This is a genomic window from Dactylosporangium darangshiense (assembly GCF_039537565.1).
In the GTDB taxonomy this organism is placed as follows: Bacteria; Actinomycetota; Actinomycetes; order Mycobacteriales; family Micromonosporaceae; genus Dactylosporangium; species Dactylosporangium darangshiense.
The window spans coordinates 88856-106662 of sequence record NZ_BAABAT010000033.1 but is presented as its reverse complement, the minus strand read 5'-3'; the positions used below and the strand labels follow the sequence as shown (position 1 = coordinate 106662).

At 71.8% G+C, this 17807-nt stretch carries 14 protein-coding genes; 9 read left to right on the top strand and 5 right to left on the bottom strand.

The features are described 5' to 3' along the window. The first annotated feature begins 88 nt into the window (after window positions 1–88). Window positions 89–2491, top strand: a complete 2403-nt coding sequence (locus tag ABD901_RS40950) for a D-alanine--D-alanine ligase family protein (RefSeq protein WP_345135958.1) — start codon at window positions 89–91, stop codon at window positions 2489–2491. Window positions 2492–2637: 146 nt separating this feature from the next. After that, a complete protein-coding gene (locus ABD901_RS40945; protein WP_345135956.1) occupies window positions 2638–5013 on the top strand; it encodes a Vgb family protein in 2376 nt (791 codons plus the stop codon). 5 nt (window positions 5014–5018) lie between these two features. Here ABD901_RS40945 and ABD901_RS40940 read toward each other — a convergent pair whose 3' ends face one another. Beyond that, complete coding sequence (locus ABD901_RS40940; RefSeq protein WP_345135954.1) at window positions 5019–6122, bottom strand: substrate-binding domain-containing protein; 1104 nt, start codon at window positions 6120–6122, stop codon at window positions 5019–5021. Between the two features lie 49 nt (window positions 6123–6171). On the opposite strand from ABD901_RS40940, the gene ABD901_RS40935 reads away from it, so the two are divergent. Continuing rightward, window positions 6172–6600, top strand: coding sequence for a MarR family winged helix-turn-helix transcriptional regulator (locus ABD901_RS40935; RefSeq protein ID WP_345135952.1), 429 nt, complete (start codon window positions 6172–6174; stop codon window positions 6598–6600). Between the two features lie 12 nt (window positions 6601–6612). On the opposite strand, the gene ABD901_RS40930 is transcribed toward ABD901_RS40935, so the two are convergent. After that, window positions 6613–7569, bottom strand: coding sequence for a DUF1152 domain-containing protein (locus tag ABD901_RS40930; protein ID WP_380137172.1), 957 nt, complete (start codon window positions 7567–7569; stop codon window positions 6613–6615). 151 nt (window positions 7570–7720) lie between these two features. Here ABD901_RS40930 and ABD901_RS40925 point away from each other — a divergent pair, with 151 nt between their 5' ends. Both ABD901_RS40925 and ABD901_RS40920 read left to right on the top strand, forming a co-directional pair. After that, window positions 7721–8254 carry a SigE family RNA polymerase sigma factor gene (locus ABD901_RS40925; RefSeq protein WP_345135948.1) on the top strand — a complete coding sequence of 178 codons (534 nt, stop codon included), beginning with the start codon at window positions 7721–7723 and terminating at the stop codon, window positions 8252–8254. Further along, a complete protein-coding gene (locus tag ABD901_RS40920) occupies window positions 8251–9411 on the top strand; it encodes a hypothetical protein (RefSeq protein WP_345135946.1) in 1161 nt (386 codons plus the stop codon). The genes ABD901_RS40925 and ABD901_RS40920 overlap by 4 nt, the downstream gene beginning before the upstream one ends. Window positions 9412–9514: 103 nt before the next feature. Here ABD901_RS40920 and ABD901_RS40915 read toward each other — a convergent pair whose 3' ends face one another. Next, window positions 9515–10945, bottom strand: a complete 1431-nt coding sequence (locus ABD901_RS40915; RefSeq protein ID WP_345135944.1) for an RICIN domain-containing protein — start codon at window positions 10943–10945, stop codon at window positions 9515–9517. Between the two features lie 29 nt (window positions 10946–10974). Further along, on the bottom strand, window positions 10975–12825 hold the full coding sequence (locus ABD901_RS40910) for a ricin-type beta-trefoil lectin domain protein (RefSeq protein WP_425556789.1): 1851 nt from the start codon (window positions 12823–12825) through the stop codon (window positions 10975–10977). A 318-nt stretch (window positions 12826–13143) separates the two neighbouring features. Between ABD901_RS40910 and ABD901_RS40905 the strand changes: the two genes are divergently transcribed. From ABD901_RS40905 to ABD901_RS40890, 4 genes are all read left to right on the top strand, one after another. After that, window positions 13144–14160 (top strand): LacI family DNA-binding transcriptional regulator, encoded by a 1017-nt coding sequence (locus ABD901_RS40905; protein ID WP_345135941.1) that lies wholly within the window; start codon window positions 13144–13146, stop codon window positions 14158–14160. Between the two features lie 65 nt (window positions 14161–14225). Next, window positions 14226–14789, top strand: a complete 564-nt coding sequence (locus ABD901_RS40900) for a sugar O-acetyltransferase (RefSeq protein WP_345135939.1) — start codon at window positions 14226–14228, stop codon at window positions 14787–14789. Continuing rightward, entirely contained in the window at window positions 14789–15337 is a 549-nt protein-coding gene (locus ABD901_RS40895; protein WP_345135937.1) for a TetR/AcrR family transcriptional regulator, read from the top strand. Before ABD901_RS40900 ends, ABD901_RS40895 begins: the two co-directional genes overlap by 1 nt. Further along, on the top strand, window positions 15334–16569 hold the full coding sequence (locus tag ABD901_RS40890; protein ID WP_345135935.1) for an MFS transporter: 1236 nt from the start codon (window positions 15334–15336) through the stop codon (window positions 16567–16569). Before ABD901_RS40895 ends, ABD901_RS40890 begins: the two co-directional genes overlap by 4 nt. Here ABD901_RS40890 and ABD901_RS40885 read toward each other — a convergent pair. After that, window positions 16529–17758 carry an MFS transporter gene (locus ABD901_RS40885; protein WP_345135934.1) on the bottom strand — a complete coding sequence of 410 codons (1230 nt, stop codon included), beginning with the start codon at window positions 17756–17758 and terminating at the stop codon, window positions 16529–16531. The genes ABD901_RS40890 and ABD901_RS40885 overlap by 41 nt on opposite strands. Between the last annotated feature and the right edge of the window lie 49 nt (window positions 17759–17807).

Here is a 17807-nt window from a genome sequence, read left to right as displayed (position 1 = left end):
AACCGGGGGGTTCGCTTTACCGACAGTGCGTGACCGGGCGGCGGTGTAAGGTGGCCGGGTTCGCGATGGTCCGACTGAAGAGGAACCGATGGTCGACGTTGCGCTGCTGCTGGGCGGCCCGTCCGAGGAGCGCGGCATCTCGCTCAACTCCGCACGCTCGGTAGCGGACCACCTCGAGGGCGGCGTCGTCGACCTCAAGGAGATCATCTTCTTCGATCGGCAGGTGCGGCCCTACGCGATCCCGCGCGGGCTGCTCTACTGCAACACCCCGTCCGACTTCGACTTCAAGCTCGCGCACGAGGGCCGCCCGCTCACCGAGGCGGAGCTGCTGGACCGGCTGCGCGGCGTCGACCTGGTGTTCCCGGTCATGCACGGCGCCTTCGGCGAGGACGGGCAGGTCCAGGCGCTGCTCGAGCGGGCCGGCGTGCCCTACGTCGGCACCGGCGCCGAGGCGTGCGCGACGGCCTTCGACAAGTACCGCGCCAAGGAGGCGCTCGACGCGCACGGCATCGGCGCGGTGCCCTCGCTGCTCGTCGACGCCTCGATGTCCGACGTCGAGGCCGAGGAGCTCATCGCCGGCGCGTTCCCCGAGGCCGACAAGCTCGTGCTCAAGCCGGCCAAGGGCGGCTCCAGCATCGACGTGTTCGTCGCCCGCGACCGCGGCGCCGCCGCCGACATCCTGCGCGCGCTGCGCAAGCGCCACGACCGGATCGTCGTGCAGCCCCGCATGACCGGCGTCGAGGTCACCACGATCGTGCTCGAGGGACCGGACGGGCCGGTGGCGCTGATCCCGGTCGAGATCGAGCTGCACAACCGCGCCGGCGACGACGAGATCTTCGACTACCGCCGCAAGTACCTGGCCAGCAACGACTCGCACTACCACTGCCCGCCGCCGCGGGACGACGAGACGATCGCCGGCATCCAGCGCGCCTCCGAGGCCGTGTTCAAGGCCCTGGGCCTGCGCGACTTCGCCCGCATCGACGGCTGGCTGCAGCCCGACGGCACGGTGCTGGTCTCCGACGTCAACCCGATCAGCGGCATGGAGCAGAACAGCTTCCTGTTCATCCAGGCCGCACAGCTGGGCATGGCACACGCCGACGTGCTGCGCGAGGTGCTGCGCGCCGCCGCCCGCCGGTCCGGCCTCGAACTTCCCGCCGTGTTCAGCGGCAGCAGCGCTCAGACGGGACGGCCCGTCGCCGTCCTCTTCGGCGGCGCCACCGCCGAGCGGCAGGTCTCGGTGCTCAGCGGCACCAACGTGTGGCTGAAGCTGGCCCGCTCGGAGCGCTACGCGCCGATGCCCTACCTGCTCTCGCCCGACGGCACGGTCTGGCAGGTGTCGTACTCCACCGCGCTGCGCCACTCGGTCGAGGAGATCGTCTACGCCTGCCGCGACGGCCAGCGCCTCGAGGAGCGCCGCGCCCGGCTCGCCGAGCGCATCATCGAGCGCCTCGCCCTGCCCGCGGAGGCGCGCACCGCGAGCGTCGTCCCGCCGGTGCAGCTGAGCATGGACGAGTTCCTCGCCCGCCACGACCTGGTCTTCATCGCCCTGCACGGCGGCATCGGCGAGAACGGCACCCTGCAGGAGCTCTTCGACCGGCACGGCATCCGCTACAACGGCTCCGGGCCCGAGGCGTCGCGGCTGTGCGCGGACAAGTACGAGACCGGCCGGATCGTCGCCACCCTCGCCGGCGAGGGCATCCACACCGCGCGCCGGATCCGCGTCGACGTCCCCGAGACCGTCGACGAGGGCGCGGCCGGCGCGCTGTGGCAGGACATCATGGCCGAGTGCACCGGCACCCGCGTGGTCGTCAAGCCCCTCGACGACGGCTGCTCGGCCGGCATCGTCCCGCTGGGCAACGCGTCCGACCTGCGCCTGTATCTCGACCTCATCAACGCCGACGCGCGCCGCATCAAGGACGCCGGCTTCTCGCTGCTCGCACCCGAGCAGCTCATCGAGATGCCGACGACCCGCCCGCGCCACCTGCTCTTCGAGGACTACATCGACACCGACGACCTGCGCGTCGAGGACGGCCCCGGCGCCGCCGAGCTGGTCTGGGGCCGCGAGCGCGACACGGGCTGGATCGAGGTCACCGTCGGCGTCCTCGGCTCGAAGGGCGCGATGGCCGCGATGAACCCGAGCATCACGGTGGCCAGCGCCGGCATCCTCAGCCTCGAGGAGAAGTTCATGGGCGGCACCGGCATCAACATCACGCCGCCGCCCGGCCCGCCGCTCGGCCGCGTCGAGCCCGGCGCCGTCGAGGCCGTCCGTACCCGCATCGCCCGCACGGCGAATGCGCTGGGCATGGCCGGATACGGGCGAATTGATGCCTTCATGCACCGCAAAACGGGCGAGGTCATCATCATCGAGGCGAATTCCCTGCCCGGTTTGACGCCGGCAACGGTCTTCTATCACCAGGGCCTGGCCGAGGAGCCCCCGCTGCCGCCGCGCCAGATTCTGGAGCGCATTTTGGACCTCGCCGCGGATTCCTGACGCGCATTTCGTCCGTCGTCGGCCCGGGCGGTTCCACAACGCCCGCCGAATAGCCGATCCATACCGCCTCGGCAATCTTGATACTGGCCGCCGTGAGGCGAATGGGAACATGGCGCCGCTGGACCGCGGCCGCGACCGTGTGTGTAGTGACGACGACGCTGGGCGTTGCGGGCACGGGCACGTCCGCCGAGGCGTTCTCGTCGGTCATCGGCATCGACGAGCACGCCGCCATCGTCGACAAGGCGTTGTCCTGCAAGGGCAACGATGCGCCGCTCGTCGACCCGGCGTGCTTCGAGCCCGCGGCGCTGAGCCGGCTGAAGACCATGGTCGACCTGCCCGACTCGTTGAACGGCAATATCGCTGAGGATTACTCCGCGGCACACTGCGACAACGGCGACTACCTGCCGGACGAGTCCGCGGCCGCCCCGGAGACCTTCGAAAAGGTCCGGGCCGCCGTCGGTTCCCGGCCTTCCCCCGTGTATGTCCCATTTTGGCGGCGGCTCCTGCTCGAGGTCGACATTCACCTCCAGTACCCGCAGACGAAACAGCTGCCCGGTTCGTCGACGACGATTCCGTGGCGCGCGGGCTATCCGCAGACGCAGCAGGTGGCGAAAGCCGCCATTCAGGCCTGCATCGACCATCACCGCAAACGCGTCGAGGCGGCCGCGAAGGCCGCTCTGGCCGGGGTCGAGAACGGCGGCAACAATGGCGGCAACGGCTTGTGCGGTGACACCGTCGCCGCGCACCAGCCCGACCTGGCGACGCCGGGCGCGTACAGCATGAACTGCCTGGCGATGTCGCAGTTCGGTCGCAGCCTGCACACCGTGCAGGACTTCTACGCGCACTCGAACTGGGTCGACCCGCCGAAGGAGCCCGGCCAGCCGCTGCTGCTGATCCCCCCGGGGCTGAACCGGACCAAGACCACGTTGCTGTTCAACCTGTCCGGGCCCACGGAGGCGTTCCCGGCGGACCTGATCACGGGCTGCTACGCGTACGGGGCCGGCGATGACTGCACCGGGCGGGTCACGCACGGCAACAAGTACGCCCCGGACGCGCGGTCGCTGTCCAAGGACGACGCCCGCTACGACGCCTCCCACCTCGACTACGGCCGCCCGGCGCTGTTCAAGACCGCCTTCGACCTGGCGGTCACCGCGACCCAGGAGCAGTGGGCGCAGCTGAAGACCCGCATCCGGGCCACGGCCAAGTCGCCGGAGCGGGCGGCGCTGGCGATCTGCATCATGACCCACGACAGCCCGCGCGTCTGCAGCGCGCTCGCGGTGACGACCGCGAGCCTGCCCGACGCCACGGTCGGGCAGCCCTACAACCTCACGCTGGCGGCCACCGGCGGGATCAAGCCCTACGCGTGGACCGCCTCCGGGCTACCGGACGGCCTCGGCGTCAACCGCACCACCGGCGTCATCTCCGGCGTCCCGACCAGGGACACCGCGGCCACCGGCCCGGCGGGCGTGCTGATCACCGTGACCGACGACGCCGGCGTTCCCGCGAGCGTCATCCTGCCGCTGAACGTGAAGCCGAAGGCGACGCAGCCGCCGCCCGAGCCCGGCGCGATGGAGGTGCTGACCAACGGCGCCGGCTACGGTGCCGTGCCGGGCCCCGACGGGCGGGTGTGGCTCGTCGCCCGGGCGGCCGGGGTGGTCGGTGCGACCAAGGTCCAGGCGGTGAACCCGGCGACGCTGCAGATCCAGACGTACTCGCCGGCGACGACGTCGACCTTCCGCACCGCGCCGACGTTCGACGGGCAGGGCAACCTCTGGCTGGCCCAGGCCAACGGCAAGCTGGCCCGGTACAACCCGGTCAGCGGCGCGTTCACGGAGTTCGCGCTGCCGGCGGGGTGCGGCGCGGCGGCCGTCGCCGGCCTGCACACCGCCGGCGACGGCAACGTGTGGGTCAACTGTGCCGGCTCGACCACGCCGGTGGTGCGGGTCACCCCGGCCGGGGCGATGCTCCTCGTGCCGCCGCTGAGCACCGCCCCCGTGCTCGGCGAGCTCACCCCCGGCGCCGGCGGCTCCATGTGGGCGGTCGGGTACTCCGCCGGCTTCGCGGTCGGTCTGGTGCGCATCAGTTCCGGCGGCGGGGCGCCCGTCCTCTACCGCACCGCCAACGGCATCGGCACCTACGCCGTCGCCGGCAACGGCTCCCGGGTCGTCGAAGTCGGCTACTGCCCCCTCCGGCTCGACACGACCTGCCTGCAGGACGTCAGCGACGGCGGCGGCCGCACCCAGCTCAACACGCGCGAGAACGCGGCGCCGGACCTGCTGCGCATCTACCCGCCGGCCATCGCCGCCAACGGCGACGTGTGGGCGCTGGTCAACGGCTCGTCGGTCGGCCCGTACTACTACCAGTTCGGCGGCAGCGGCACCGTCCACCCGTTCAAGATGCCGGCCAACAGCCACGTCGGCTCGCTCATTCCCGGCCTGGACATCCCGCCGGTGATCACCGCCGACGGCGCGCTGTGGGTCGAGGAGACGAGCACCGGCATCCTGATGCGGGTGGTCGTGTAACGGCCTCAGAAGGCGTGGAGGACGTCGAAGTCCAAACCATCCGCGCGCGCCAGGTAGACCGGCTGGTCGACGTGGCGCGCGCGGAGCGTCAAGGGGCCCCGGCCGCCGGTGAACGTCGTGCCGTCGGCCCGGGCCTCGACGTCGGCGGGGTGCAGGGTGCCGGCCCGGCCGGCCAGCGCCGCCAGCAGGTGCACGCCGTCGTAGCTGGCCTCGGCGTGGCCGTTCACGACCGGGGCCTGCCAGCCGTAGCGGTGGGTGTAGCGCTCCACGAAGGCCAGGCCCGCGTCCGTGGTCACGGCGCCGAAGTAGCCCATCGCGGCGTACAGCTCGCCGGTCGCGTCGCCGTCCGTGGCGAGCAGGCCGTTCTCCTCCAGGGCGGCGCACAGGCGAGGGACGCGCGCCAGGCGGGACGCCGCGTAGGCGCGGTTGAACGCGGCGAGGTCGCTACCGACCAGCGTCAGCAGGACGGCGTCGACGCGGCGGCGGGCCAGCAGGTCCAGCAGCGGGGCCGGGTCCAGCGCGCCGAGCGGGACGTACCGCGCCGCGACCACCTGGGCGTGCGCGTCGCGCAGGTACGCCACCGCGGCGCGGTGCAGCATCCGCGGCCAGACGTAGTCGTTGCCGACCAGGGCCCAGCGGCGGGCCCGGCGGTGGCGGACCAGCCAGTCCACGGCCGGGCGCAGCTGGCGGGCGGGCGTCTCGCCGAGCAGGTACACGCCCGGGGCGCGCTCGCCGCCCTCGTACGGGGGCGTGAAGACGTACGGCACGCGGCCCCGCAATGCGCGGACCGCGGCGACGCGCACGTCGCTGGCGTGTGTGCCGACGACCGCGGACACCGCGCCGGCGCGGACCAGCTCGGACAGCTCGGCGGCGACGGTCCTGGGTGGGCGGCCGGCGTCCAGGAGTACCAACTCGATGGGAAGGCCGAGGAGGCCACCGGCCGCGTTGAGCTCGGCCACCGCCAGGCGGGCGCAGTTGAGCACGGCCGGGCCCATCATGCCCAGCGTGCCCGACGTCGGCACGGCCAGCGCCACGCGCACGGCGCGGCCCGGCTCGGGCGGCAGCAGCCGCGCCTCCAACGGGTCGCAGATCACCCGGACCTCATCCACGCGCCCGAGTATCTTTCCTATGCGGGCGGGCGAAAAGGGGGGCACAACGGTGGATGCGATCGGGCTGCGGGCCCACCTCGGATACGTGCTGAGCGAGGCCGAGCGCGCCGTGAACCGCGGGCTCTCGGCGGCGCTGCAGGCCGAGGGGGTCACCGTCGAGCAGTGGCGCATCCTGCAGGCGCTCTCCGACGGGCGCGGGCACTCGATGGGCGACCTCGCCGAGGCCGCGCTGATGCCGCACCCGACGCTCACGAAGGCCGTCGACCGGCTGGTCGACGGCGCGGTCGTCTACCGTCGTCAGGACCCGAGCGATCGGCGGCGGGTCGCGGTGTACCTCTCCGAGGCCGGCACCACGCTGCTGGCCCGCCTCGACCACGCCGCGACGGCGCACCACCGGGCCGTCGAGTCCCGGTTCGGCACCGCCCGCGCCGAGGCCCTCATGCGCGAGCTGACCGACCTGATCGAGACGGTGCGATGATGCTGATCGAGGTCAGTGCGGGAAGGCCCGGCGCGGACGCGGGGTGACCTCGTCGCGGAAGCGCTCGATGGCCGCCGACACCGCCAGCATGTCCTCGGTGGTGCGGATCCGGTCCAGGTACAGCGACCGGCGCGCCAGCCCGGGCAGGTCGAACGTGAAGTACATGGCCATCAACGGGTTGACGAACAGCTCCGTGTCGCCGGTGCGCTCGGTGAAGCGCACGTCGCCGGACTCGCCGGCCATCGCCGCGGCGATCTGCCCGTTGACGATGCTGACGTCGCCGGGCATCTCGGCCGCCGCGAACGCGACCGCGTCGCGGTAGAGGGCGGCCTCGCGGCTGCCGCCGGGCACTGAGAACGCGCCCAGGTAGGCCCCGTCGCGGTCCAGCGCGGCGATGTTCTCCAGCACCTGGACGTGGTTGACGCCGTGGTACGCGTCGATGCCGAAGCCGATGCTCGCCACCAGCCGTGTCGGCACCGGCGTGCCGAGCACCGCGGCCAGGCTCGTGGCGTCCTCGACCGGCGTGCCCAGCGCCGCCTCGTCGCCGCGCAGCAGGATGTCGGTGCCGCCGTCGACCAGCACGATCGCGTCGAGCCCGAGCCTGCGGGCCAGCGCCCGATAGGCCGACCGGAGCGGCCGCACGCCCGTGCGCGGGAACGCGTAGACGGTCGCCGGCCGGCCGTGGCGGGCCAGCCAGCGGGCCAGGGTGCGCTCCGGGCAGTACCGCTCGTAGGCCATCGTGTCCGGCCCGATCGCCGCCACGCCGGGCAGGACCCACGCGTCCGCGTCGAGGGCGTAGAGGTTGGCGATCGACAGATTTCCCAGGTGTACCTCAATGTCGTGGCTCTGCAGCCACAGCGCGAGCGGCAGCCCGGCGAAGACGTCGAAGCCGCCACCGGCGCCGGCGACGAGCACCCGGCGGGAGCCTTGCAACGCGGCGAAGAACGGCGACGGCCACACGCCAGGCATCGTGCCCGTCGCGTCCTCGTTACGCGACGGGTTAAGCGTTCCCGCGCCCGCGCCGACATGCCGCGTTGTCGATGCAAAGAAGTCGGGCAAGGCTGAAACGCGCGCGGGGCCGACGCCCGTCTAGTCCGCGCGACGATTGGAGTCCCGACCGGTGAACAGTGACGACGAGGCGGCGTTCCGTGAGTTCGTCACCGCGCAGATGGACCAGCTGCGCGGCCTGGCGTATCTCACCTGCGGCGACTGGCAGTTGGCCGAGGACGCGGTCTGCACGGTGCTGGCGAAGCTGTACGCGCGCTGGCGACGGGTCGATCGGCCCGACAGCTACGCCCGCACGATGGTCGTGCGGGCCGCGGTCGACGAGGTTCGCCGGCCCTGGTGGAAACGGGAGCGCGCCGCCGGCGACGCGCTGCCGGAGCCGCCGGCCAGCGACGGCACGCCGGCGGTGGTCGACCGGCTGACCGTCCTGCAGGCCCTGCGCACGCTGCCGGTGCAGCAGCGCGCGGTGCTGGTGCTGCGCTATCTCGAGGGGCGCAGTGTCCAGGAGACCGCCGAGGCGCTGCGGTGCCCGGAAGGGACCGTCAAGACACATACGGCGCGCGGCCTGGCCAGGCTGCGCGAGCGGCTCGATGTCGCCGAACCGTTGGGCATCGTCGCGGTACCCGGACATATCGAGAGGGCGTCATGAGCCGAAATATGCAGGATCTTCTTCAAGAGGCGCGGGCCGACGCGTTGGTCGAGGCGCCACCAATGCGGCGTGGGGTCGACCAGGTCGTCGCGGCCGGGCGGATGCGTCAGACCCGGAGCCGGCTGCTGCGCATCGGCGCCGGAGCCGGCACGGCGGTGGCGGTCGCCGCGGCGATCGCGCTGCCGCACGCGTTCGGCGGCACGAGCGCGCCGCCCCAGGCCGTCGGCGCGCCGGCGGCCACCACGGCGCCGGCCGGGCCGCTGACGTACCCGTCGGGTGCGTTCGCGTACGGCATCACGGGCTACAAGACCGGCCCGTTCACCGTCAGCTCGGCCATCCTCGTCACGCCCGGCTACCAGGAGTCGTACGTGCGCCGGGGCGACGAGATGGAGAACATGTACGACGGCACCAAGGAGGACCGGGTCGTCGCGTCGGTGCCCGGCTACAGCGCCCTGCTGACCGTGTACCGGCCCGGCGCGTTCCAGCCGACGCGGTTCAACGGCGCCGAGTCCGTGCGGGTCAACGGCCGGCCGGGGCTCTACGCGGCGGGCGTGCACTACCAGCCCGGCGACACCTCGCCGTCCAAGGGCGCGCTCGCCTGGCAGTACGCCGACGGCGCGTGGGCGACCGTGGCCTCGGTGACGCCGGACGGGTACAGCAAGGCCGAGTTCCTGCAGATCGCCTCCGGCCTGGCCGGTGGAGCGGCGACGACGCCGACGGTGCCGGTCAAGCTCGGGTGGACGCCGCCCGGTTACACGCTGACGTCGGTGGGCGCGACGGACGACTACCCCAACGGCGGGCCGTACATGGTGTCGAGCGTGCGGCTGATCAAGACGCGCCCGGCGTACACCGGCCTCACGGCGACGGTGGACGCCTCGGCGGCGGGCTCGCCGACCTTCCGCGTCGGCGTCTTCCCGGTCTCCTTCACCGACAGCACGCACCAGCGGCCGGGCCTGGCCGCGTACTGCAACTCCGGCAACGCCGACCTCTGCTACCGGATGACGCGCGACGGCAAGTACCTGATCGAGCTGTACAGCAGCGGCGGCCTCTCGACGGCGGAACTGCGCCGCGTGCTCGACGACGCCACGCTGGCCGACCCGGGCCAGCCGTCGACCTGGTTCCCCGTCACGCAGGCGGTCCCCGGCGCCAACGGCTGACCAGACCAACACCGGCCGGTGTCCCCTCGACGGGGCACCGGCCGGGCCTTCGGGTCCGGCCCGTCTGCCCAGGCGGAGCAGACGGGCCGGGATCACGACTCGGTCAGCCGAGCGTCCAGCTCTGGTTGGCGGTGCCGCCGCAGGTCCAGATCTGCAGCTGGTTGCCGTCGGCGGTGCTCCAGTCGGTGACGTCCAGGCACTTGCCGGAGCCGGAGTTGACCAGGCTGCCATTGGCGCCCAGTGTCCAGTTCTGGGCGTTGGTGCCGTTGCAGTCGTACAGCTGCACCTTGGTGCCGTTGGCGGTGCCGGCCGCGGTCACGTCCATGCACTTGCCGAGCGCGCGGAACGTGTTGCCGGTGTGCGTCCACTGCTGGGCGTTGGTGCCGTTGCAGGTGTACAGCTGCACGTGGGCGCCGTTGGTCGAGCTTGCGCCGGCGACGTCGACGCACTTGCCGCCGTAGCCGTGGATCGGCGTCGTGGAGCCCGCCGGCGGCGTGGTCGGGTTGGTCGGCGGAGGGCTGGTCGGCGGCGTGGTACCGCCGGTGATCGCCTTGAAGATGTTCGTGAACTGATAGTTGCTCTGCGGCGTGCCGCTGGAGCCCTGGTTGTCGCGGCCCAGCGCCCAGAACGTCAGGTGCTGGATGCCCTTGCTCGCGGCGAAGGCCTCGAGCTCCTGGGCGTCCTGGATGGTGAAGACCTCGGCGCTGGTGTCGTTCACGCCGATCATCGGGCAGTTGCCCTCCATCGCCCACAGCTGCGCGTCGGTCTTGTTGGTCCAGATCGAGGCGAGCTGGTTGTGCAGGCCGTTGGCCGCGCTGATCGCGGCCTGGCCCATGTCCATCGCCGGGCCGTAGTCCATGGTCATGATGTTGACCAGGTTGACGTTCAGGTTGTGGCTCTTGGCGTTCTGCAGCAGGGCGATGCCGTTGGACTCCAGGCCGCTCGGGCTGACCGGCAGCGTGTAGTCCACGGCCAGCGTCTTGCCCTGGGTGGCGTACTGCGCCTGCAGGTTGGCCAGCGCGGTGTTGCGCCGGTCGTTGGCGGCCGTGTTGTCGAGCGTCGAGCCCTCGATGTCGAGGTCGATGCGGGTCAGGTTGAACTGGTCGATGACCTTCTTGTACTGCGCCTGCATCGCCGCGACCGTGCTGCAGGAGGCGAGCTCGTCGCCGGCCGCGCCGCCGAAGGAGGCGATGACGTCGCCGCCGACCGCGCGCAGGCTGTTGATCGCGTTGTTCCAGCCGGCGTCGGTGACCGCGGTGTCGCCGTTGATGGTGGCGTTGCAGGTGCCCTGGCTGATGATGAAGGCCAGCGTGTAGTACTTGTTGCCGGTCGCGTTGTACGCGGCCATGAGGGTGGACGGGTTGTTCCACATCTCCGCGTACGGCGCGGCGTAGTGGGCCGGGAACCCGGGGCCGGGGTTGGCGGCGGCCGAGGCGGCGCCGATGTTGGCGAACATGACGCCGGCGGTGACCAGCGGCAGTGCGCCGAGCGCCGCGAGCAGCGGCAGTCTTCTTCGGGTGCGGGGACGGGGCATGCGGTTCCTCCGGATGAACAGGCGGACGATTAGGAGGGCAGCGTCCAGAGCTGGTTGGCGCCGCCGAAACAGGTCCAGATCTGCAGGCGGGTGCCGTCCGCGCTGCTGTTGCCGGTCGCGTCGAGACACTTGCCGGAGCCGGTGTTCACGAGCTTCCCGGCGCTGGCGGTCCACTGCTGCGCGGCCGTGCCGTTGCAGTCGTAGAGCTGGACCAGGGAGCCGTCGGCGGTGCCGGCGGCCGAGACGTCGAGGCACTTGCCGAGCGCGCGGACGCTGTTGTCGGCGTTGCCGACCGTCCACTGCTGCGCGCCGGTGCCGTTGCAGGTGTACAGCTGCACCGCGGTGCCGTTGGCCGAGCTCGCACCGGCGACGTCGACGCACTTGCCGCCGATGCCGGTGATGGCGCCCGTGCGCGTGCCGCCCCCGCCGGTCTGCGTGGCGGTCGGGGTCGGGTTGCCGGTCGCGGTGTTCCACGTGAACGTCGCGGAGGTCTTCGTCGGCAGGCTGTACACGAACGACTGGCCACCCCAGTTGACCTTCAGCGTCTGCGTCGAGCCGCTGGAGTTGAAGGCGATGAGGGCCTTCGAGCCGTCCGGGTTCTTGAACGCCACGTTCGGGATGGTGGAGTTCGCGCTCGAGTCGATGCGCACGGCGCCCGGGCGGACGAACTTCGTCAGGTGACCCATCGTGTAGTACTCGATGGTGTAGTCGACCTGGCCGCTGCGCGAGTCGCCGCGGTGCACCGTGATCAGGCCGGTGCAGGTGCCGCAGCCGCCGTTGTGCGGGCCCATGTTCTGGTCGACGGCGAGGCTCCACTTGGTCCAGGACCGGCCCCAGTTGCGGAAGTAGTCGATCAGGTCGTACATGTCCTCGACCTGCTGGTTGCTGACCCACGTGCCGCCGGAGTGCTCGGTGAAGTACATGTTCACGTTCGGGTACTGGTTGTGCACCGTGGTCATCTGCGTCGGGCTGCCGCCGTAGTCGTGCCAGGCGATGCCGCCGAAGTTCGGGTGGTTGCGGATCGCGGCGTCGTTGACCAGGGGCGCCACCCACGTGTCGTAGGTGTCGAAGTTCCAGTCGCCGATGAGCAGCTTGGTGCTCAGGCCCGCGCCCTGCAGCGCCGGCATGAGGTCGTTCTTGGCGAAGGACTGCAGGCCCGACACCGGCCACTGCATGGACGGGTAGCCGGCGCAGCAACCGGGCTCGTTCTGCTCGGTCACGTAGTTGATGTGCACGCCGTTGGACTCGTAGCCCTGGATGTACTTCACGAAGTACTGGGCGTAGGTCTTGTAGTACTGCGCCTGCAGGTAGCCCTGGCTGTAGGCGTTGTTGTCCTTCATCCACGGCGGCGCCGACCAGGGCGAGCCGATGACGATGGTGCTCGGGTTCAGGCCCTTGGCCTGCTTGGTGAGCGCCATGACGTCGGCGTCGCGCGACAGCGAGAAGTCGTTGAGGTCGCAGCACGTCGTGTCGTAGGAGTAGCTGTTCTGCGCCAGGTCCGACGAGCCGATGACGTTGCGCAGCGCGCTGACGCCGATGCCCGACGTCGGGCTGAACAGCTTCGTCATGACGTCGTTCTGCGTCGCGGTGCTCAGCGCGCCGCTGCCGCGGATGTCGAAGGCCGCGGTGTCGGTGAATGACGCGCCCGCGCCCTCGAACGGCTGGTACGTGACGCCGTCGTTGACGGTGATGGTCTGGTTCGCGCTGCCGCTGCTCGCCGTGAACACGACCGGGCTCTGCTGCTGCAGCCCGCGGGTGACGGTGCGGCCTCCGGCGTCCGACGTGGTCGTCAGCCAGACGTTGACGCTCTCGTTCGCCGCGTTGGCGAACTGCTGTGGCAGCACGGCGACCGCCGCGGCGGCCACCGCGACGGCGGCCAGGACCGCCGCCTGCCTGGCTCTGGGCTTGTTTTTGGGCGCACCGAATCTAGACACGGGGCATCGCCTTTCGGGGGAGGCGGTGTGACCGGGCGGAGGCTGGCGGGCCGTGCGTCGCGGTCAGGGGGCGGTGTTGGTGGTGAGCGTCGTGCATGGCGGGGTGTCACATAGAAAACACCCGATGCTGCGTCGTGTCAACGAAACACAGCAAAACATAATGAAACAAGTTACATCCCTTGTGTCATTTATACTGCGCTGCATCTCAATGCCCAGCTGCCAGCCATAAAGCATCCATAACCAGGAGATGGGACCCCGCCGGCCGTGCCGAGACGTGCGACGATCCGCGATCTTGCCGACGAGACCGGCGTCTCGGTCGCCACCGTGTCGCGCGTGCTCAACGGGCACGCGAACGTGTCCGCGCAGACCCGCGATCTGGTGCTGCGGGCCGCGAGCAAGCTGGGGCGGCACGGGCCGCGGTCGAGCTCCGGGTCCGCGGCCGGCGGCGACACGGTCTTCGTGCGCTGCCCCTATGTGCTGAGCGACTACTTCGGGCTGATCGTGTCGTCCATCGTGGAGACCGTCGAGCTGCACGGCATGAGCGTCATGCTCAACGCCGGCAAGAGTGCGGTCGGCCGCAGCCCGCTGCCGACGCTGCCCGAGCGGGCGGGTGTGCGCGGCGCGATCCTCATCCTGCCGCCAGAACCGGCCGAGGACCTGGCGGCGCTGCGCGACCGGCGATTCCCGTTCGTGGTGGTCGACCCGCGCACCGCGCCGCCGCGCGACGTCGTCGCGGTGTCCTCGGCGCACTTCGCGGGCGCGCGCAGCGTCTCGGCCCACGTGGTGGGGCTCGGGCACCGCCGGGTCGGCATCATCGGCGGCCCGCGCGAGTGGTCGGTCAACGACGGGCGGCTGGCCGGCTACATCGCGCCGCTCGTCGACGTCGGCGTCCTGCCGCCGGCCGAGCTGATGCGTTTCGTCACCGAGCCCAACGAGGAGCAGGGCCACGCCGCCGCCTGCGAGCTGCTGGACCTGCCCGAGCCGCCGACCGCGCTGCTCGCCTTCAACGACAAGATCGCCGTGGGCGCACTGCGGGCCGCCGCCGAGCGCGGGCTGCGGGTCCCCGACGACCTGTCGGTGGCCGGCTTCGACGACATCGAGGTCAGCCGGGCCACCCGCCCGATGCTGACCACCGTCCGCCAGCCCCTGGCCGAGCTCGGCCGCATGGCGGTCACCATGCTGCTGCGCATGATGGGCGGGCACGAGCTCGACGCCCTGCACGTCGAGCTGGCCACCGAGCTGGTTGTGCGCGACTCGACCGCGCCGCCGCGACCGTTGTAACAGTTACAGAGGCCCGTTACAGGCGGGGGTGTACAGATGTACACATCCAATGTACGTTTGTACACATGACCGGCCCTGAGAAGTCGATGCGGCAGCGCATGCTCGACGGCGAGCTCTACATCGCCGACGAGGAGATCGCGCGCGACTACGTGCGCGCCCAGGAGCTCACCCGCCGCATCAACGCACTGCCCGTCACCGAGGGCGAGACCAAGCGGAAGCTGCTCACCGAGCTGCTCGGCGGCCTCGGCGAGGAGACCGAGATCCGCACGCCGATCCAGTTCGACTACGGCTACCAGACCACGTTCGGCGCCCGCTCCTTCGCGAACTTCGGCCTCGTGTGCCTCGACGTGGCCCGCGTGACGATCGGCGACGACGTGCAGATCGCGAGCAACGTGCAGCTGCTCACCGCGTGGCACCCCGTCGACCCGCAGCAGCGGCGCGACAAGTGGGAGGCCGGCTCGCCCATCACCATCGGCGACAACGTCTGGCTCGGCGGCGGGGTCATCGTCTGCCCGGGCGTCACCATCGGCGACAACACGGTCGTCGGCGCGGGCGCGGTGGTCGTGAAGGACCTGCCGGCCAACGTGGTCGCCGTCGGCAACCCGGCCCGCATCGTGCGCGAGATCTGATGTCGACCCGCCGGCACGATCCCGATCGCAAGGATCGCATCGTCGACGCGGCCATCGGGGTCATCGCCGAGCACGGCGTCGCCGGCACCACGCACCGGCTCATCGCCGCCGCGGCGGACGTGCCGCTGGGCTCGCTGACGTACCACTTCAATGGCCTGGAAGACCTCCGCGCGCAGGCGTTCCGGCGCCACGCGGAGCGGATGTCGGTCATCTACGAGGCGCACTTCCGCGGCGTCGAGACCCGCGAGCAGCTCGTCGAGGCGGTCACCGACCTCATCGACGGCGACGCCGGCGCGAGCGGGCCCGACTGGGCGATCGCCTACGAGCTCTACCTGGCCGCCCTGCGCGAGCCGGCCCTGCGCGAGATCACCGAGACGTGGATGCGCACCAGCCGCGCCGTGCTCGAGCGCTATCTGGACCCGACCACGGCCCGGGGCGTCGACGCCCTGATCGAGGGCCTGGTCATGCACAAAACCCTGTCGACCAGCCCGGTGTCACGCCAGGACATCCGGGCGATCGTCGACCGAGCGATCGGACCCACCCCATGACGCACCCCGCGACCTATCCAACGAGCCTCGAAGCGCCTCCCCTCGACCTCCGCGCCGCCACGCGCGCCACCTACATCACGTTCATCACCGCCGGCGTGGCGATGTCGAGCTGGGCGAGCCGCATCCCGCAGATCCGCGACGCCCTGCACCTCAACCCGTCCCGGCTCGGCCTGGTGCTGCTGTCCATCGCCGCGGGCTCGCTCACCTCGCTGGTCGCCTCCGGCCACATCGTCGCCCGCTTCGGCTCCCGCCGGACGGTCGGCGCGATGGCCTTCCTGCTCATGATCGCGCTGAGTATCGCGGCGTCGGGCTACCACCTCGGCGTCGCGCCGGTCGTGGTGGGCCTGTACCTGTTCGGCTTCGGCGGCGGCGCGTGGGACGTCGCCATGAACGTCCAGGGCGCCGACGTCGAGCGGGGCCTGAACCGTTCGATCATGTCCCGCTTCCACGCCGGATTCAGCGTCGGTACCGTGGGTGGCGCCCTCGTCGGCGCGGGCGCGGTCGCCGCGCACGTCCCGGTCACGCTGCACCTGACCGTGGCCGCGGTCGCCGTCGGCGTGAGCACCATGTGGGCCGTGCGCGACTACCTGCCCGACGCCCCGCAGGAGCCGGCGCCGGCCGAAGGCGGCGGGCTGCGGCACACGCTGCGCTTCTGGCGCGAGCCGCGCACCCTGCTGATCGGCCTCTTCGTGCTGGCCTTCGCCTTCGCCGAGGGCACCGGCGTCGACTGGATCAACGTCGCCCTCATCGACGACTACGACGCGCCGGCCGCCGTCGGCACGCTCGGGTTCGCGCTCTTCCTGGCCGCGATGACCACGGGCCGCTGGTTCGGGCCCGGGCTGCTGGACCGCTACGGCCGCGTCCCGGTCAACCGCGCCATCGCCGTGCTCGGCATCGGCGGCCTGCTGCTGTTCATCTTCGGCGGCGTCACGCCGGTCGCCTTCGCCGGCGCGCTGCTGTGGGGCCTCGGCGCCTCGCTGGGCTTCCCGGTCGGCATGAGCGCCGCCTCGGACGACCCGAAGTACGCCGCTCCGCGCGTGAGCGTCGTGGCGTCGATCGGCTACTGCGCCTTCCTCGGCGGCCCGCCGCTGATCGGCTTCCTCGGCGACCACGTGACCGTGTCCCGCGCCCTGTTCGCCACCGTGGCCCTGCTGGGCATCGCGACCCTGATCGCCGGTTCGGTCCGCGAGCCTAAGCGGTCGCCGGCGCCGGATCCGGCTCCGGCTCCATGACGAACGGGCGGTTGCGCAGCGCCCAGTTCACCACCGGCGGCATCGCGGCGCCGGCCAGCGCGAACGCGGCGCCGAGCACGATCCAGCCCGGGCCGCCCCAGCCGACGGCGAGCGTCGTGGCCACGACCGGCGCGAGCATCTGGCCCAGCTGCATGCCGATGGCGTAGGCGCCCTGGTACTGCCCGTGCGCGTCCGGCGGGGCCAGGCCGTAGGAGATGCCCCAGCCGGAGGCGGCGTGCCACAGCTCGGCGCCGACGTGGGTGAGCGCGCCGGCGACGAGCAGCGCGATGGTCACCGCGTGGTGCGCCGGGCCGGACAGCGCATAGAGGGCGCACGCGGCGAAGAGGGCGAGCCCGGCCCGCCGGGCCGCCCGGGCGCCGCCGCGCGGCTCGTCGGTGCCGCGCGAGGCCCGCACCTGCAGCAGTACCACCGCCGTGGTGTTGGTCAGGAACAGCACCGCGATCAGCCAGCGCGGCGCGTCCGTGCGGTGCGCGATCCACAGCGGCAGCGCGACCTCGAAGATGCCGAAGTGCGTGGACAGCAGCCCGTCGAGGGCGACGAAGGCGAGGAACGGCCGGTCGCGCAGCGCGATGAGCCGCGGGCCGTCGTCCCGGCGGGCGGCGCGCGGCACCCGGTCGAGGCGGCTCAGCAGCGCCGCCGCGACCAGGTAGGTCACCGCGTCGCCGAACAGCAGCGCCAGGTAGGCGGGGCGGGTGTCGACCGCGAGGCCGATGCCGGCCAGCGCCGCGCCGGCGGCGATGCCGACGTTGGTGACCGAGCGCAGGTAGGCGCGGGTGTGCACGCGCTTGTCGGCCGGCACCGCACCGGCGATCACCGCGCCCTTCGCCGCCCGCTGCGCCGCGTCCGCGACTGCGAGAGGCACCCCGATGAGCAGGTAGCTCCACACGGACCCGACCAGCGCGAACGCCGCCGTGCCGATGGCCTGCGCGACGAGCCCGGCGACGAGGACGCCGCGGGCGCCGGCGCGGTCGGCGACGTAGCCCATCGGCGCGCTCGCCACCATGCACGCGAGCGCGGTGATGCTGAGCGCGACGCCGGTCTGGGCCACCGACAGCCCGGCGATGCGGGTCAGGAACAGCGCGCCCGCCGTCATCCACATCCCGGTGCCGAGCGTGTTGACGAGCTGTGCGGCCACGAGCAGCCGCATCGGTCCGGTCGGCAGTTGCATGCCGGCACCATAGCAAGACGTACGTACGGTTTGCTACCCCGAAGACGCC

Excerpts from the sequence above, each read along its gene's own strand:
- ABD901_RS40895 (WP_345135937.1), top strand. The coding sequence starts at position 14,789 with ATGTCGACCCGCCGGCACGATCCCGATCGCAAGGATCGCATCGTCGAC.
- ABD901_RS40900 (WP_345135939.1), top strand. The coding sequence starts at position 14,226 with ATGACCGGCCCTGAGAAGTCGATGCGGCAGCGCATGCTCGACGGCGAG.
- ABD901_RS40920 (WP_345135946.1), top strand. The coding sequence starts at position 8,251 with ATGAGCCGAAATATGCAGGATCTTCTTCAAGAGGCGCGGGCCGACGCG.
- ABD901_RS40885 (WP_345135934.1), bottom strand. The coding sequence starts at position 17,758 with ATGCAACTGCCGACCGGACCGATGCGGCTGCTCGTGGCCGCACAGCTC.
- ABD901_RS40915 (WP_345135944.1), bottom strand. The coding sequence starts at position 10,945 with ATGCCCCGTCCCCGCACCCGAAGAAGACTGCCGCTGCTCGCGGCGCTC.
- ABD901_RS40930 (WP_380137172.1), bottom strand. The coding sequence starts at position 7,569 with ATGCCTGGCGTGTGGCCGTCGCCGTTCTTCGCCGCGTTGCAAGGCTCC.
- ABD901_RS40950 (WP_345135958.1), top strand. The coding sequence starts at position 89 with ATGGTCGACGTTGCGCTGCTGCTGGGCGGCCCGTCCGAGGAGCGCGGC.
- ABD901_RS40890 (WP_345135935.1), top strand. The coding sequence starts at position 15,334 with ATGACGCACCCCGCGACCTATCCAACGAGCCTCGAAGCGCCTCCCCTC.